Genomic DNA, 17,829 nt, shown 5'->3' with positions numbered 1-17,829 from the left:
GCCCTTCGCCGGTGTCTTGGCAAGGCTGCGGGGCTGATAGAGCAACGTCTCGCAGCCTCATCTGGGCGTCTGAGGATGATCTCCCAAAGCGTCCACGTTCCTTTGCGGTGATCGTTGAGAACGATGCCGATTTGGCCATCTCGACACGCTGGGTGTCCAGGTGGCTAATCAGGATGCACGACCAGCAGGCCCGTCGCACCGCGGACGCCGAACCAGAATCTCTGGCGAACGCCAGGCCGAGATAGCTGCGTGGAGGCTGGCATCACTCGACGATGGGGCGGAGCGCGTCGCGGCCCGACACGATCGTCTGTACGGAGGCGGAGTGGCAGGCCTATCTGTCGGCGTACGCACGAGAGGGTTCGACCTCGACGAAGCCAGGCCATGCCCTTTCCTACCCGGCACCGAGACTACGGGGAAGGGCGGACAGGCTCATATCACCTGCAAACTCCGCGTCGACCAGGGGCGGCCGATAATTTTGACTGGGTCAGTACTACTCGAACGACGACTCCGTCCTGCCGCCCCGAATAGCGACACGACCAATATTTTTCGAGACATCGCCCCGGATGGCGCGAATTCCGATGCGGAAATCGGCTGACGGGTCATCGACGACCTTGGGCCCCGATGTGATCATTTGCGAGCCTTTCGAGACACAACCGAGCAAGGATCCCCGAAAACACTTCTGCAAAGACCTATCGAATGTCACGGCCTCCAGCGTAGGGCGGAAGAGACGTGGAGCACGTCACTCGCGACAGGAGATCGTGGATCACACGACTGCCCACCTGCCGCACGACGGAGCACACCCCGCCTCACTTCACCCAACACGCCCCGACGTCTAAGCGCCATTTCAAGAATGACGGCATGAACGCGCCAGGGCATCGCCGAACAAGCCAATGAACACGCGGGCGCCAATAGCCACGGCACACCGCCGACCGCAACACAGGGCGCGCTACCCAACCGTCGCCCTCTAAAGAAAGAAGACGCCTTCGAGATGGCGCACAAGCGACTCTATTCAGTAGGGATCAACGCCGTCAAGGGGGAAACCTGATGAAAGAGGGGCAACTTTCATCCCACACCATTTGTGGCCCTATGATGATAAATGTCTTAATTTAGTCTTCTCGCGTACGAATCACAACACTGTGCGACTCTTGGTCAGATACGCCCGTGCGTTCGAGGTGGAGCAGGATATGCGCGCCGATGCGCCACAGGTTGAGGACGAACCGCGAAGGCGGCCCTGCCCAATCGGATGCCACGCCACAAGTACCGTTCAGCTAGAGACCGGGTCATCGCGTGGCGGACCTCCCCCGCTAGGCCCAGCGGCCAGCACTGCCATTTCCCCGCACGGGCACGCGTCCGCGATCCCTCGACGGCAATAAGGAGTGACACATAGGGCATACGTACGACCGAAGTCGTCAAATTAACATTGACAAGGATGCTGGTCGTCAAATTGGATCTTGCGGACAGCCGCCGCTCGGACCCGCTCTGCGACCTTCCCCGCCGACGAAAACGGATCTTCATGCTCCCAGATGCGGACCACCGTCCAACCCGCCTCGGCGAGAAGCTGGTCGGTCTCAGCGTCACGCTCCCTGTTCCTACGAACCTTGTCCGCCCAGTACGCGGCGTTGGTAGCCGACTTCGTGTGATGGTCAGGGCAACCATGCCAGAAACATCCGTCCATGAAGACGGCCACCTTGGCCTTGGTGAACACCAGGTCAGCGGTGCGTCTGACAGCTGGGAGAGGGCGAACACAAACGCGGTAGCGAAGACCGAGAGCGTGGACGGCACGCCTCAAAGCGAGCTCGGGCCTGGTGTCCCTGCCGCGATTCGACTGCATGCTCTTCCGGACGCCCTCGCTGGAAGCGCGGGCGGGCCTCTCCACTGTCATAGTCATACCGTACGAGATCCTCGTGGTGTGCTTTGCGGACTTCAGTTTTCGAAGATTCACTCCTCGTGATAGGCATCACCATGCTCTAAATGCGGGCGAAGTGGCGGAGGTGACGCTGTGCAGGAGGGGACCATCCTGTCCGGCCGCTATCGGCTGGACGGGGAGCTCGGCCGGGGCGCCATGGGTGTGGTGTGGAAGGCTTTCGATCTGCGCCTGGACCGCGAGGTCGCCGTAAAAGTCTTTCCCAACCATGTGGACGCCGATCCGCGACGAGTAAATCGCTTCCGCGCCGAAGCCAAGGTCTGTGGCCAGCTCCAGCACCCCGGCATCGTCATCGTTCACGACGCCGACGAGGACGACGGGCGACTGTTCTTCGTGATGGAACTCCTCAGCGGCAAGGACCTGGCAAAGGTCATGTCCGCGGCTGTGGCCGGCCTTCCGATAGAGCGGGTCATCACCATTGGGGCCCGCCTGGCCGAGGCGCTCACCGCCGCGCACGCCAAGAAGGTCATCCACCGCGACATCAAACCCGCCAACGTCATGCTCCTGCCCGGCGACCGACCGAAGATCTGCGACTTCGGCATCGCCAGAGTCGTCGACACGGGCCGAGCCACGATGCAGGCCGGTACTCCGGCCTATGCAGCGCCCGAACAGAGCGACGGCGCGCCAGACGAGCGCAGTGACCTCTATTCGCTGGGATGCGTGCTTTACGAAATGGCCACCGGCGATCGGCCTTTCCACGGCAACGTCTGGCAGATTCTCTTCCAGCACGCCACCAAGGCACCGAAACCTCCGCACGACATCCGAGGCGATATTCCGTCCACGCTGGAAGAGCTGATACTCCAGCTCCTGGCCAAGAAGCCGGAAGAGCGCCCGAAGTCGGCCGCCGAGGTGACCGCCCGACTCCGAGCCATGCGCCCACCCGCTCCCAAACCCGCCAGGAAGGTTGATCGACTTCCGCCCGTCAGGCTCCTGAAGTCTGGCACGCCCGAACGCAGGCACAGCGACGCCGACGGCGCCGTGGCCAAAGCCATCGATCAGGTCCTGCGCAAGGCCCGAATCGACGCCAGGGTTGCGGGCTATGCCCGGACACCCCAGCTCACCCGGTTCGAAATCAGGCTTGGCCCCACTACACCGGATGCCGCAGTCTTCGCGCTGGCTCGCGATTTAGCCGCGGCGGTGAACAACAGCGGGACGCGGCTTGTGCCCATGAAGCGGTCAACCTCTCCGCTACCAGGCGTGGTGGCAATCGGCGTCGAGGTGCCCCACCGGTCTCCCGATCTGCTGAGCCTGGGGGACATCCTCCGCGAAGCACCCGACGGCGACTCGCTGCTGGCGGGCCTCGGCCGCGCCGAGGGCGGGACACCTGCTTTCTGGAAGCTGAACGAATCACCGCATTTCTTGATCGGTGGAAACGGGGAGCAATTCGACCCGCTCCGAAGCATCGTCGCCTCACTCGCGATGCGTCACCATCCGATGCGCCTCCGCTTGGTAGTCACCGGTCGGACGAATCTCTTCCCAGACCTGCCTCACTTGATCGAGCAGGCCAAAGGTGACCCGCTCAACTGGGCTCTGGCTGAGGTTGAGTGTCGCTACGCCGATCTGACCGCACATCGCTGTCGTACCACAGAGCAGTTCAACCGCGAGGTGCGCGAGGCCAGGGCATCTGCCCCAGTTGGCGCCCTCGGCGGCACAGAGTTGGCCCATCCGGACGTGATCGTAGTCATCGACGAGCTGACCGAGGTCGGCGACAGTGAAGCGATCATCGAGCTGACCAGGGAAGGTCGCGCAGCGGGATTTCATGTCGTTGCCCGCACGGCTGCACCGTCCGAAGAGGTGCTCAATGGACGGATCAAGGGCTACTTCTCGGCCCGTTTGGCCCTTACCGTGGCCACGGCTGAGCAAAGCCTGAGCGTCCTTGAGCACGTGGGGGCCGAGTCACTGCGTCCGGGTAGCGGGTTGTTCCTTGCGAGCAGGAGCAGCCTGCCATATGAGATCCGACTCGCCGCGATCTCGGACGAGGAGATCGCGGCGATCGTCAGCCACTGGCGAGGTTGAGGAACGGGCTCGGCTCGCCGTGCCAGGAGATGTGGAGGCGCTCGCGCGCGCGGGTACTAGCCACGAAGAGCAGGCAGCGTTCCCGCTGGAGGTCGTTCCAGTGGGTGGTTGCATCCTCTCCCAGCGGTGTGACCGCATTCGCGGCGGGCAACTGGTTGGCGCCTACGCCGATCACCGCAACGCAGCGGAATTCCAAGCCCTTCATCCGGTGCATGGTCGTGACCCTGATGTGGCCATCCACGCCATCACGGTCCCGGGAGAGGTACGAGGCATTGATGCCGGCGCGAGTCAGAACCTCCACCGCCGACTGCCCCAGCGTCTCGGACCGGGTCGCAATCCCGATCTCCTCTGGCTGCACTCCGGCGTCGAGCCAGCTCCGAATGGTCTCGACCAGGTGCGATAGCTCGCCATTCTTTGTCGACGCGCCGCACAGTTCGGGCTTGGCACCGTGGACCTCGGACCGGCAGCCAGTCAGGCTCGCTCGCCGCCCATCGAGATCGTCGATCTTCTCGCCAGCGAGCATGGCGATGGCCCACGTGAGGATCTCCTCTGTGGTCCGATAATTGATCTTTAATCTGGTGGAGCGGCCGGCGAGCTGGATACCGATCGAGTTGAGGGAGACGCGGTTATCGTAGATCCGCTGGTGGGTGTCGCTCGCGATGAACAGGTCATTCAGGCCTTCGGCGACCACAGCTCGGAGCACCCGCCAACGCACCGGGTGGAGGTCCTGTGCCTCGTCCACGATCACGTGATCATACGGCCGGGCGTCCAGTTCCCCCAGCACCCGCGTCGCCTCGACGCAGATTGTCTCGAAGGTACGGTAGTTGTGCTCGGTCAACTCCTGCTCGAACTCGGCGATGGCCCGCCAGATCTGGGCTCGCTGCAGTGAGCCGAGTCGCCGTCCTCGCCCGGTCCGACGCGTGTACAGGTACCCGTCAGAGGAGGTGATTCCCTGCGCAAGAACCACCTGCCGCCACTCCTCTCGGAGGAACCTCTCGGAAAAGTCCAGACTCCGACGCCGAGTGATCCGCCGCCAAATCTCCTTTTCCTCCTCGTCGCGGAGGAGCGCGAACTTCCCGACGTGCTCGTCCATCAGCCGTCGCGCCACCTGATCGACGGTCAAAACGTCGATGCGGGACAGTACCTCGTCATCGGTCTCCAGTAGCCGCAGCGATTCGGCCAGCGAACGGGCCAGCGTCGCTGTGAAGGTGGTCAGCAACACCCGGCCGCCTTCTCGGGCCAGGTGCCGGGCGCGGTGGATCGCAACCACGGTTTTGCCGGTGCCGGGGCCGCCGGTCACCTGAGCTGCGCCCGTGTACGACCGGAATGCCGCCTCCCGCTGTAGCGGATGCAGGTAGACCCGCCATCTGGCGAAAGGTTTGGCGAACAACCCAATCAGCTCGTCCGGCCCTTCGACCAGCGCCACCTTGTGCGGCATCCGCTGGGTGGCAGCAACGAGGTCCTCTGGATCGATCTTTCCCGGTACGGCGGAGCCGACCACATCGTTCCAAACGTCCTCCGGCGACATGCCGGCGGCCAAGCCGAAAAGCACATCGTACTGGATCTGCGGCAACTTGCCGTCCAACGCTTCCAGCATGGCCACGTCGGTGAGCATTCGGGCAAACTTGAGCATCTGGTCGTCGATGCCGAGCCGGATGAGGTCGGCGTCGGAGATGTGATCGAGCAGCGGATGCGCGGGCTCAGACGGAGCCCGCGTCAGTCCCTCAATCGTGTCGGCGATGATTGCGTCGTCACGGATCTCCATGTGGCCGGTGGCCATATTCACCGAGACGCGGCGGTGCCGTACCCACTGATAGGCCTCGTCGTGAGTGTCCACGCGAAGCAATGTGAAATTGTCACCCGACTGCGGGACCAGGACGATACCGCGGTACTTCCGGTCGATTCGAATGCTCTTGAACCGCTCATCGCGGATGTCGTTGAGCTTCTCCAGATGCGCCCCGGCGTGCGCCGTCTGTTCGAACTTGGTGATCGTATCGACGACCTTCTGCTGGATAGGGCGTTCCAGCCGGATGAGGTCCTGTAGGAAGTCCTGGTGGATGCCCAGACGTGGCACCGCGTCCCTCCTCATGTTCGGAAGATCACGTGACTTTAGCCACCCTCGTAGAAAAAGCCGGTTGCCGGATCGTCCGGGGCACCGATCAGCATGGCCCGGTCCAGAAAGACGTTGTTGGTCTCGCAGCTGGTCTCGGGGAGCAGAACGCATGCGTAGCAGGCGGCCAGGTTGAGGCTGTCCATACCGCTGGCCTCGGACTCCATGCACGGCGGGTCCTGTGAGCACCACTCGGTGCGGGCCAGTGCCGACTCGAGGGTTTCGTGGAGCCTGCGGTGCTCACCTTGGGCGACCACCCCGCCAAGCGAGCCGGCCGAGTCGCTTGTTGCCGTGTAGATGAGCACCCCGGCCATGTCTTGGTCCACGTAGAGCCGTTCACGCAGCGACGCGGCCGGGTAGCCGCAGTCCAGGCTCCATTCGTTGACGAGCACGTGCGCGAGGGTATGAAGAAGCACATATCGCGGCGTCACAGGGGACTTGATGTCTTCAGGGAGCTTCGTGCTTCCGGCCCGCTCCGCGCGCTCGCGCAGGATCGCGGTGTGGTTCCGCCAGATCTGCTGAGCGCGCATCACCGGTCCCGGGCGCTGTTCCCACTCTCGCAGGAGCTGTTCATCGATGGTGAGGAAGACGCCTTCGCCACTGACCTCGATCGCAGGTAGCCAGTCCACCGCGTCGTTGGCCATTGCGGCGCGGCGGGTGTCGCCGCCCGCTGGGTCGGACATGGTGACTCGGGTGAACGACTCCAGCGCCCGCACCTCGCGTAGCCGCTTCACCAGCATGGAGCGCTTGATGCCGTATGGTAGGGCGCTCCCGTCACCAGGGGCCTGCACGCACTCGAAGTTCTCGTCGCGGGCAACGCTTCCGGTCCCGTCGCAGAGCTGGTTGTATTCTTCGTGCCGGAGCTTGTTGGCCGACTCGAACATGGGTGCCTCGTCAGAGTCGGGCAGGGCACTGGCCTCCAACTCCCGACGTCGGTGGACGGCCGCCAGGATTTCTTCTGGCGTGAACCGACCGTCGTCCGTGAGATGGGGATGTTCCTTAATGTCTTCGAGGATCTCCGATTCCGGCCTACGTTCCAGTTTTCCGGCAAGCCAGTCGTAGTAGGGGTTCAACCGCTGCTGCAGAGCCTGCGACCAAGGCGGGATCGAGAGCGCGGACCGACTGATCGAGAACCAGGCGGCCGACGCACCTCGCTGCAGCGTCCGAGGAGTCGCGCTGCACCCGGGCTCCTTGGCATCGCGCCCGAGCCACGGCCGCCGCCCCTTGCACTTGATGCCCAGCGCGGACATCGCACCGCCGCCGAAGGCGCCTTCCAGCGACGCTGGCCGTACCCCGCACGAACACTTGATCACGACCGAGCGGAGCGAGGCGGTCTGACCGCTGCTCTCCAGCGTGAGCTCGTGTTTGACCTGCTCGTTCACGCCACGGTTGGGCTCACTCTTCTTGTGGACCCATTCGAAGTAGGGGAAATCGTCCAGGTGGCCGTTCTCGCAGGCGATCACGAATCGTGATGGAGTCAGCGGCTTGTCGCACGCGCCACAGACGCTCTTGCCCGCGGGCGAGCCGAATCTCTTGAACTCCTGAAGCTTCTTGCAGGTGCCGCAGGAGTATATCTCGGGGAAGAGCCGGACTTTCATCCCATCGCCAGAGGGCGGCTCGTCCGCCGGGGGGAGTTGGAACTTGGCGACCCGAAGCCAGTGCTGAAGTCGCGGCTCGTAGATCACGTCCGCCTTCCCGACTCTCCAACTGTCCAGTCCGCTCACAATGTACGACTGATCCTCGATAGCGATCATCGAACCCACACCGTAAGTGGTGATGGCCTGCGCCCGACGCACCGCGCCCAGCGGTTTGCGGGTGGCTTCGGCCTCGCCGTTCCGGCCCGTCTGCCGGGTCCGTCCGCCACGAAGTGCCATTCTCATCGCTCCAGGTAGAGGTCGGACTCCGCATCGACGTCACGAAGGCTCCACAAGGTGGGCCAAGCTTGGGTGAGGTCGGTATCGGCGAAGGTACAGAGAAGAGCCTCGTCGGCATTGCGCACCTCACTCCGCTTGAACCGCGGCCTGGCCTGATAGACCAGGTCCGGATTCTCGTCGGCGAGGTAGATCCAGTCGGCGATGAGGTCGTTGAGGTCCTTCTCGACGCCGGCCAGCTCGTCTTCGTCGATCACGCCCCCGTCGCTTTCCAAGGCCCCCCTTGCTCTGATCAGGATGAGGTCCTTCAGTTCTTCGATCCGGCTCCCGTACTTCTGTACTGCTGCCGCCGCCCCGTTGAGTCGCAGCTCAGGGTAGATGAGCCGCGCCATGCCCACCAGGACTGCGTGCAGGGCCCGGTCACGGGCGCGTGGTGAAAAGGGCGTGACGCTAGTCGACTCGACCTGCCGGTAGAGCGCCGAGTGGTAGGGCACGAAGCTCTCGTAGTGCGAGCGGTCCCGAGATCGGTTGGCGTTGTAGAGCATGACGACGAGACCCGGATGTTGACGACCAACGCGGCTGCTCGACTGGATGTATTCGGCTGTGGTCTGCGGCTGACCCATGATCGCCATCAGACCGAGCCGGTCCACGTCCACACCCACGGAGATCATGTTCGTGGCGAGGACCGTGTCGAAGACGCTCTCGTCGGGAAGCGTACGCTCCAGATCCTTAAGGCGTTTCGGGATATCACTGGATTTCACGCGGCTGGTCAGCTCCGTGAGCTGGTCGGCGCGCCGGATTTCGGTTTCGAACCGCTCGGCCAGCAGCTTGAGCCGGTCTTGGACGTCGTCCAGGACCTGGAGTTCGGCGGCTGCCAGGAGCCGGAGGCTGTTGAAGTAACCCACCAGAGTCCAGTAGGCATCCCGCACCGAGTCGGGGCCGTCGATATGGGCCGCGTGATGTAGAAGGGCGGCGTACGAGCGGACCAACAGGGTCGCCTGACTGGTGTTGGGGGCGAGCAACCCCACGTAGAGGCGTGACGCCTTTTCCCTGGCCGAGGTTTCCACCGCGAACCAGGAGTCACGGGCGTCCAGGCCAGCGGGCGGGAACTGCGCCACCTCCCGGTTGAACAGGCGCTTGCCCTGCTTCCTGGCCCGGCGAATGGTCGCAGTCGAGGCGATCACCTTGGGCTGGTCCGCGGCAACGTCGATCGCGGTTTCGTAGAGCCCGGTGAGGCTACCCAGTGGACCCGAGATGAGGTGAAGCTCGTCCTGGACGATCAGCTCCGGCGGGGCCGTACCATCGCGATCCCGGTTGAAGAGCGCTGCAACTTCGGGGCGCCAGGCGATCTGCGCGAACTTGTCCACGGTCGCAATAATCAACGTCGGACGGATTACGTAGATCTTCTCGTCTACCACGTGGACCGGAAGCTCATTGTGAAACTCGCAGTTCCCATCGGCACAGAAAATGCGCATCTTGGAGCTTGCGACGTCCACCTCGTACTCGTCCGGTCCCATAGCGGTGCCACACCACGGGCAGAAACGGAGCTGGACCGGATTCTCCGTGTGCAGTTCGCCACCGTCCCGGAGCTTCTTCAAACTGACGGCGGCGTCCTTGAGCTTGTTGGGTGTGGCCGCGGCGCCCACCCACATGCCGATGGAGATGGACTCCTCGCCCAAGTCCTTGCGCGTTCGACGACGGATAACCTCCATGGCGCAAATCAGTGCGGCGGCACGCTCGAACTGCTGAAGGGTAAGCAGACGAAGGGTATACCGCATGATCGCGGTGACCCCGCCGCCACTCTCGCGTTTGCGTAGTCGACGCAGGAAGACGGTGAATGCAATGATGCCCAGGTATGCCTCGGTCTTACCACCACCGGTGGGGAACCAGAGAAGATCGGCTAACCGCCGGTCATCGTGATCGGGATCGACGATGCCATCGAGGCAGAGCAGTAGGAAGGCGATCTGGAACGGGCGCCATTTGCCCAGCTCTACCTTCGGTTCTCCCTGTTTCTTTCCCTTGATCCAGCTCGTCCGGGCCCGTTGAACGGCCATGGCTTCGTTGGCGTGTCGGAAGGCGGCCATGACTAGCGGCTCACGCCGGAGTACCTCAATACCTGAGTCCATCCGATCGCAGGCCAGCTCGCACTGCCGGATCTGCTCCCTGGCTGCCTCGGCGTAATCGGTGTCGCCGAGTAGTCGCGACTCCTCAGCCCGCTCCGCGATCCAGGCCCGGTAGCCATTCACCAGACCGCGGAGCCCGGTCAGGATCTGCTCGTCGGACTTGAGCGCCAGATCGATCATTCGGAGTGCGGAGTCGTCGATCTCCGGGTTGGAGTCGGTGAGCAGCACTTCCTTCGTCGGGACGAACTCGCTCCAGATCGCGGCAGCTGTAGCTGGGGCTCCCTTGAACAGTGCCTCATCGCGAGGAGCTAGCGGCGTCCAGTCCCAGTTGGCCGCGCAGCCGTGCCCTACGGCGAAGTTTGGAGCGTGGCGGTAGAGCAACCGGTTCGTCTTGATCTCCGCCTCGTCCGCACCGAGCGGAACGGGTCGCTCCACGAAGGGTTTCGTGCCTTCCGCGCCGGCAACGCGGATCGCCGGCTGGAAAAGACAGTAGGCATCCCGGATGCCGAACCTCTCGACCTCGTTCACGTTGAGCAGGGCGACCGTGATGGAGACAGACCCATCTTTAGGCTTGCGCACCCGAACGCGAAGTTCGACACCCGGCGCGAGAGACTCGCAAATGTGATCGGGAGTTCGCACGTCTACTGTGAAGGGCGCGAGTTCAAACCCCTGCCGCCGCCAACGCAGTTCCTGCTCTTCGGTGGTACGGCGCTCGGCGCGCTGGGCCTTGACCGGCCGCCCGGCGATGTCGATCGGTTCGTAGACAGCAACCGTCACCGTCACCGTGATGGTCGGAGAGACCTCCGGATCCACCCCGAAGGTCAGCCCCATGGACGACGGCGCCTGGTCGTTAGCCAGGGAGACTCCGGTGTCGGGGACGTCGTCCTTGACGCGGGTTTCCGGGGCGAGGTCGGCGTCACGTTCAGTGGCCTCCTCGGCCGCCTCAGCGATGTCGCGACGCTGGGGATAGAGAACACCCGCGGCATATGACGTGACAGGCGAGTCCTTAAGGATTTCGTCCGGACCGCCCACCGGGCCGATCATGTCAAGGCGGAGACGCTCGACGAGGTCGTATCGGAAGGCGTAGTGCTCACTGTGCTTGGACATCGAGCTCCTTCTTGTCCCAGGTGAAGATGGACAGACCGACCAGACGCGGCGCGAGCCAGACACCGTGTTGGTTGAGTCCGGCGCGGATACCGGCGGCTTCGCTCCCGGCAACGGTCTCCACGATGTCGATGCGAACACCTGAGATCACAGCCGGGAAGGCGTTCGGAATGAAGTTCGGACCTCGCTTGAGGAACTTGTAGAGATCAGACCGGAACGTCTCGGAAGCCGTGCCGATCAACCGTCCCTGATGCTTGATCAAGTACGGCGGGCTCTCCAGCCTGCCGATCGGGTCCGGATAAAGGCGCTCCAGCTCGACCGCGTCACCGGGCTGCACAGCTGTCGCCAGATAGTGCTGTACGTCCGCGGCATCGGCATCCAAGTCGACCGTACCGGCCGGGTATTCGGTAGCGACGTCTCCACTCCTCAGTTCCAGACCGTCGCGCCGCCAGTGTTGGAAGAAGTAGCGTGCCCACCTGTCCGTGCCACCGTCGATTCGGACGTTGCGCATATCCATGGTTGAGAGCCGGTAGAGCTCATCCCGTGGCCTGGTCATGGCCACATAAAGGAGCCGGACTTCTTCAGCCGCGTCCTTTTCGACGTGCTTGCGCTTGTTGGCGGCGACCACCTGCAACGGCCCGGGATCCACGACCAGGACTCGGTCGAACTCCAGCCCCTTGGCACGGTGGAAGGAGGAGACCACCAGCTGCGCGGGCGGCTGTGCGGTCACCTCATCCGGCAACCGCCCAGCGGCCAGTGCCGAGCGAAGCCGGGCCAGGTTCAAGAGACGGTCCGAGCCGTGGCCGGAACCCGTCCGCTGCAGCAGCCGCCACAGGAGATCGGCATTCGAGCCCTCGGCTAACGCCAGATCGCTGATCAGTCGGTCGAACTTTTCTCGGTTCAGTGACGAAGCATCGCACCGGGCCATGAGGAGACCCAGCCACGCTGGAACAATACGGTCGCGCGCCGAACGCTGGAGCCGATGTCGGACGCCAACCGAATGCAGCCGCTCGGACACCACCAACGCCTGGCCGTTGGTCCGGCAGAGGATCGCGGCGGTGCCGTCGTAACTGGTGAGCGCATCGGCAGCGAGTTCATCGAACCCACCGAAATCCATGACACCGGTGAGGACGTTACGGAGCTCGTCGTAGTGTGCCTTGCCATCCTCGTTGCCGGACTCCGAGAGCGCCCTGAGCCGGGAGCCGAAATCGAGCGCGACCTTGGCATCGTCAGTCCGGACCCGGAAGTTCTCAGTGAGGCTCAGCTCAGTCAGTTCTTCACCGAAGGTGCCACGGAGCCACTCGAAGAACCTGTTGGTTTCTTCCCTGCGCTCCGCAGGGTTCTTGATCGTGAAGCCATAGATCGACTGAGCCGGGTCGCCCACCAGGGTGAATCCGCAGTCGAACCGGTCCAGCAGAGCCTCCACCAGGTCTCGCCGAGCCCCGACCAGGTCCTGAACCTCGTCGATCACGACGTGGCGGAGGTCATGCTCGTACCGCTCGTCGGCAAGACCCTCGTCGATCGCCTTCTGCGCGCCCTCGATTCGGGCGTCGAAGGACTTGCCAACCCAGTCGCCCTGAGCGTCCACCTGTGTGAGCAGCTCGAGCGCCCAGGAGTCGAAGGTCTGCGCCCGCACATGCCGGGCGGCTTCGCCGTACTGAGAAAGGCGGTTCCTGAGCTCGCGGACGGCGGCGCGGGAAAAGGTGAGCACCAGGATCTCCCCGGCGCTCAGGTCTTCCTCGGCCACCAGCCGGTCGAGCCGACGCACGAGAGTGTGGGTCTTGCCCGCACCCGCCTGAGCAGTCACAAGAGTCAGGACGTCAGCCGGCTGCTCGACGACAGCGCGCTGCTCGGCGGTGAGCGCAGGGGCGCCGCTGTAGGCGCCGCTCACTTCTTGCTCCAGAGGTACTCGAACTGGGTGAAGGCCAACTGGCGGTCGTAGTTGATGATGTTGTCGGCCACGTCGAGGATCAGGCAGGTCTCTTTTCCGCCGTTTTTCGGACCGCGGAGACCACGGCCGATCATCTGCTGGTAGACGTTCGGGCTATAGGTCGGTCGAGACACGATGACCACCTCGGTGGCCGGAGCGTCGAAGCCCTGGGCGAGCACGCCGTAGTTGGCCAGCACTCGGATCTGCTTCCGGCGAAACTTCTCGATCAGGGTGCGCCGGTCGGCGTCCGGAGTGCTGGAGTCGATTGCTGCCGACCTGATACGCAGGTCGTTGAGCTGAGCGGCCATGAGCTTGGCATGGTTGACGGAAGTGGCGAAGAGCAAAATCGGACTGCCCTCTGGCAACGCCTGAATCTCCCGGATGAGCATCTGGTTGCGCTCAATGTCGCGCCCCAGCTTGTCCTCCACAGAAGCGGGCAGCCTCGCTCCTTCGAAGGCGGTCGCCTGTCTGAGGTCTTCCTCCGAGAGAGTGAGCGTCGTGCCCTCGAGTTGCCGATGATCCACCCTCGCCAGCACACCCAATTCCTGTAGTTCGGCGTAAGGATCCCCGCTCGCGAAGATGCCTTCGTCAAGGCGGTTCCCGCCATAACGCTCGACCAGGCGATTGGTCTCGGTCTCATTGAAACCGCGGAACGGCGTGGCTGTCAGACCGATCAAGGGACGAGACGTCTCCCTGAACGTCAAGCCCATCGATGAGAGAAGAGCGGTGTACCGCGGCGTGATTGAGGCGTGCGCCTCGTCGATGATCACGAGGGCAGGGTCGCGGAGCCAAGCGTATTCGGGTGTGCCCAGGCAGGCATCGAGCTTGGCGTCAGTGGCAACGACCAGTTGAGCCGTGTCCCTGCTAGGAGCGGCTTCGCGGGTGGACCAGAGCCGGTTGATGACGAGCTGTTCGGCCGGGCCGACCTTGGACCAGACGAAGGACCAGCTCTGGACCGCCTGCTCGCAGAGTTCCTCACTCTGTGCGATCCAAAGTACCGGTCGGCCGCCCAGCCCACGTTCCTTGATAACACGGATGACAGCTTCGGCGGCCACACGAGTCTTACCGGCGCCAGTCGGCAGGCACAGCATGGCGCGCGGTGCGTCGTACCTGGTCAGCAGCTCGACCGCCTTTTGCGCCAGTCTCTCCTGGTAGTCGTGGAGTCGTGGAAAGGCGGTGGGCCCGGAGACCTTCTCCAACGGCGGCAGCGTCTCTCCCTTGGTCCCTGCGTATTCGCCGGGGAAGTGGAGGTCGTTGACGATTCGCACTGATGTGGCGTCGCCACGGAAGGACGCAGAGAGCTGCGAGAACTCCACCTCAATGTCCTTGCGGTAGATCCGCAGAACTTCGGTCCCATAAGCGTTGTGCGCCAACTCGGCAATGCGCCGCTCGCCGAGAGCAGAACCCTTTCCGACCTGGTCGCTCTCCAACAGGCCCTCCGGAAGCCCCTTTTTCAGGGCCTCCGCCCCCGCGAGTTGCAGCAGCTTCTCGGCCACGCTCTCGGTCTGGCGTATCCGCTGGATGCGCTCGTTGTTGCGTTCCAGCTCGCGCCGGTCGAGAATCCCCTTGCAGTTCGCCGGACCGAGGGAGAGCTTCAGCACTCGGTCCACCGCGTTGAGGACCTGCAGATCGTCTGCCGGCATCCGAACGAGGACCTTGCGCTCCTGCGGCATCACGGCCGCGGGGATCGACTGAGTCCGCATACCCTTGGGAGTCCTGATGATCTCTTCCAGTTCATCGCACCGAACCGTGGACCACCCCTCCACTTGCGGGCGTCGAAGCGTCCTCAGGTATGGGAACTCCTCCAAGAGCAGTACGGCTTCGGTCTGCCCGACATACCTGATCTCCTTCTGGATCGCGTCCGAGGGCGCGAGCATGCCCCATGCTTCCCGCATCGTCTCCGCGAGCGAATCGGTTGGGACCAGCAGGGCGGGCACCCTCTCACGTACGAGCGCGTCGTATTCGGAGCGAACCGCGGTAACTGCGATGTCCTTGTCCTCGACATCGCTACGCCATTCGTCGCCCACCCGGCACCGCGTCGTGGCCCCTTCGGGGAAGTCCACTGCGACCTCGAACATCAGGGCATAGACCTTACCGGGGAAGGCGTCCTCGATTGACGAGGACGCCTCCTCGACCAGTTCCTCCCATAGCGACTCCCGCAGATCACCCAGCGCGTGCGGCAGTGCCAACATCGAGGCGATGCCAGCCGACACGTCGGCAACCGCAAGGACGTCCTTATGGGCGATCAGCTCGGGACCGACACAGCGCGCGATCGCTCGCAGGCCCCGTGACGTCTGGAGGTAGCCGTATTTGCGCGCAAGCCACCGAATCGGTGATGCGATCGACCTACGACTCGCCACACCCTTGTTACCGGGTTGCATGGTCCAGTTCGCCACTGCCCCGCCCGACGGGATGGTCTTGAGGAAGGCCGCACGTCCTTCGGGCGAGAGCGGCTGAAACAGATGCAGCGGGCCCGCGGGGCTGGTCCCGTCGAAATGCATCTTGGCCAGGGTGGGCCGGGGCTCGTTAGCCGGAAGCTTGGCCACATACTGCTTCCAGTAAGCCTCCTTGTAATCCTCGAACCAACTCTCGCCTTCGGGGTCCACGTTGGCGATGGGGCCTTCGAGCAGCCCGAGGTCGGGGAGGAACGCACGGTCCTCCCGGTGGAAGTGCATGTCCACCGTGATCTTTTTGTCGCGGGAACCGTCGCCGGGGACCACGCGGCCGGGGAGCAAACAGTCCCTGATCCGCCGGAAGTCGCCCATCAGGGTCTTGACCTTGAGTTCCTTAGCAGTATTGATGCCGCGGCCGTTGAACGCGGCACGGACACCAGCGGGTCCCGCCAGCCGTGCCAGTTCCCAGAATGCGACCCAGTCACGATCGACGTAGCCGAGAAAACCGCGTTCCACCACGGATGCGAATCGACCGACGTGATCAGCCTCGTGAATGCCGAGCGAGTCCAGTGCCCGAGCGATGACCTCGTCACCCGCGTAGACGCGTTCGTCCACGTAGATCGTGTTGTCGGCGAGCCCGTCAGCAGCGGACCGCCGAAAGACCTGGGTGGAGGGGGTCACCATGCCAAGCGTCTCGGTCAGAATAATCCTCGCCCGCAGAGCATCCTCCGCCTGGGGATGTTTGTGCCGCCTCATATCGGCGGCGATGAGCACCGCCCGTGCCGACGCTTCGGGGGAACCATCGGAGACGAGTGCCTCCAGCCACTCCTTGACCGTGGCGACCGGAGTCGTCGTGTGGGACAGAATCCGGTTGGCGCTATCTCGACGGTGCCGGTACTTAGCCTTCTCCACAGAGTGGTGGATCCACTTCGCCGGCCGTCCGACGTGTTCGCTCCACCACTGCAGCCACTCCGGCCGCAGGTCGTCCGGATGCAGGCGAACATTGGCCGGGGTGTCAAACTTGCCGTTCTGGTCCGGGAAAACCGGCCTGTTGGCGGCGATCTCCCAAATCGTTCCCACAAGCGCCTTGGCCGCCCACTGCGGCTCCTCAAAACCACGGGCTGGGACGAAGTCCAGGTACGCCCCGGGGTCCTCAGCCCGCGCCAAGAGCGGGAAGGATGAGACCACAAGGTCAGCGACCGCGACGATCAGCTCTTCGTTGAACCGATTGCCGGCGTACAGGTTCTGCCGGTCCTCGCTCGTCTTCCACGGAGCGTTGATGATGCCGCGCAGTGTCGTGGTGTAGTTCGTCGGGAAGTAGGCCCAGAACTGTCCACGTCCGGGGGCACGCCCTTCCACGTCGGGAACCGCCCATGCAATGTCGATTTCGGGGCGGTCGTGAAGCTCACCGGCCTCTTCCAGAGCCTTGACCGACGGACGGTGGACGCAGGTGAAGACCCGCCATTCGTCGTTCTCCTCCCGCTCTTCTCTGCCCGCGACCGACAGAACCTTTTGGAGAGTGCGGCGGTCGCCGTTGACCTGCTGGAAGATCTGCCGCTTGGAGACCTGCCCGGACAGCCGCTTTTCCAGGGTGACCGTCCCGACATGCGGAGAGAACAGGGAGAACTCCGCCGGAAAGTCGTCTATGTCCTTGGCCAATCGCGACACGGCGACGGGCTTCAGCGGCAGCCGCACGACCGTCGTCCCCCAGGAGAGCAGTTCCTTGAGGATCGGGTCGGCGGCGGCGGCCCGATCCCGGTCGAGCGGGCGGGCGATCCGGAGGACGGGCGTCTCCGTGGTTGCAGGCTGGACTCGCTTGATCTCCAGCTCTGCCCATTCCCTGTCGAATCCGAAGCTCCTATCGTCCTCCCTGCTGAAGAATTCGGGAACGTCCGTGACGCTCAGGACGGACTTCACGCCTACGCCGAACCGGCCGATCTGGCCGCCTCGCTTGCGCGAAACTCCCATGCGCAGAATGGTGTCCGCGCCCTCGGGCGTCATCGAGGTTCCCTGATTCGCGCAGTACAGGTGAGTGCCGGTGAGGATCACGGAGATTTCGCCGCCGGGGTCGTTCCTCAGCTCGTCGGCGCCGTTCTGGACAAGCTCATAGATCTGACGGTCGCCGTAGCCGCCCTCCTTGATCCGGCGCTCGCCATTCGCGTGTTCCTGGATCAGCCCCGGGTCGATTTTGTAGGTCTCGAGCACCCGCGCGGCCTGCTGGAGGATGACCTCGAGAACGGAAGGCCCTTCGTTGCTCACAGCAATTGTCTCCCAACGATGGAATACCAATTGATGGGGGTGGAGCACGGACATGAGACCAATTCAGATATGCCAAAGAAGGCTCGGGCCACCAGTCAA

General features: G+C 63.7%; 7 protein-coding genes. 1 reads left to right on the top strand and 6 read right to left on the bottom strand.

Annotation, left to right across the window (positions count from 1 at the left end):
- Window positions 1-1,414: 1,414 nt before the first annotated feature.
- Window positions 1,415-1,888 carry a very short patch repair endonuclease gene (locus tag ACIBQ1_RS08535; protein ID WP_397275649.1) on the bottom strand — a complete coding sequence of 158 codons (474 nt, stop codon included), beginning with the start codon at window positions 1,886-1,888 and terminating at the stop codon, window positions 1,415-1,417.
- 111 nt (window positions 1,889-1,999) lie between these two features.
- Between ACIBQ1_RS08535 and ACIBQ1_RS08530 the strand changes: the two genes are divergently transcribed.
- Complete coding sequence (locus tag ACIBQ1_RS08530) at window positions 2,000-3,940, top strand: DNA translocase FtsK (RefSeq protein ID WP_397275647.1); 1,941 nt, start codon at window positions 2,000-2,002, stop codon at window positions 3,938-3,940.
- Here ACIBQ1_RS08530 and ACIBQ1_RS08525 read toward each other — a convergent pair.
- The 5 genes from ACIBQ1_RS08525 to ACIBQ1_RS08505 are packed head-to-tail and all read right to left on the bottom strand — an operon-like array spanning window position 3,921 to window position 17,730.
- Window positions 3,921-6,014, bottom strand: coding sequence for a UvrD-helicase domain-containing protein (locus ACIBQ1_RS08525; protein WP_397275645.1), 2,094 nt, complete (start codon window positions 6,012-6,014; stop codon window positions 3,921-3,923). The genes ACIBQ1_RS08530 and ACIBQ1_RS08525 overlap by 20 nt on opposite strands.
- A 35-nt stretch (window positions 6,015-6,049) precedes the next feature.
- The gene (gene drmB, locus ACIBQ1_RS08520; protein ID WP_397275643.1) at window positions 6,050-7,924 is read right to left on the bottom strand and encodes a DrmB family protein; all 1,875 of its coding nucleotides are present in this window, start codon (window positions 7,922-7,924) and stop codon (window positions 6,050-6,052) included.
- Window positions 7,925-7,926: 2 nt separating this feature from the next.
- Window positions 7,927-11,151: a helicase-related protein gene (locus ACIBQ1_RS08515; RefSeq protein WP_397275641.1), complete on the bottom strand. Its 3,225-nt coding sequence runs from the start codon at window positions 11,149-11,151 to the stop codon at window positions 7,927-7,929.
- Window positions 11,135-13,039, bottom strand: coding sequence for a UvrD-helicase domain-containing protein (locus tag ACIBQ1_RS08510; protein ID WP_397275639.1), 1,905 nt, complete (start codon window positions 13,037-13,039; stop codon window positions 11,135-11,137). The genes ACIBQ1_RS08515 and ACIBQ1_RS08510 overlap by 17 nt, the downstream gene beginning before the upstream one ends.
- Window positions 13,036-17,730, bottom strand: coding sequence for a DEAD/DEAH box helicase (locus tag ACIBQ1_RS08505; protein ID WP_397275637.1), 4,695 nt, complete (start codon window positions 17,728-17,730; stop codon window positions 13,036-13,038). The genes ACIBQ1_RS08510 and ACIBQ1_RS08505 overlap by 4 nt, the downstream gene beginning before the upstream one ends.
- Window positions 17,731-17,829: the final 99 nt, after the last annotated feature.

It is taken from the genome of Nonomuraea sp. NPDC050153, assembly GCF_044460125.1.
Classification (GTDB): domain Bacteria; phylum Actinomycetota; class Actinomycetes; order Streptosporangiales; family Streptosporangiaceae; genus Nonomuraea.
This window is presented reverse-complemented; position numbering and strand designations above follow the sequence as displayed.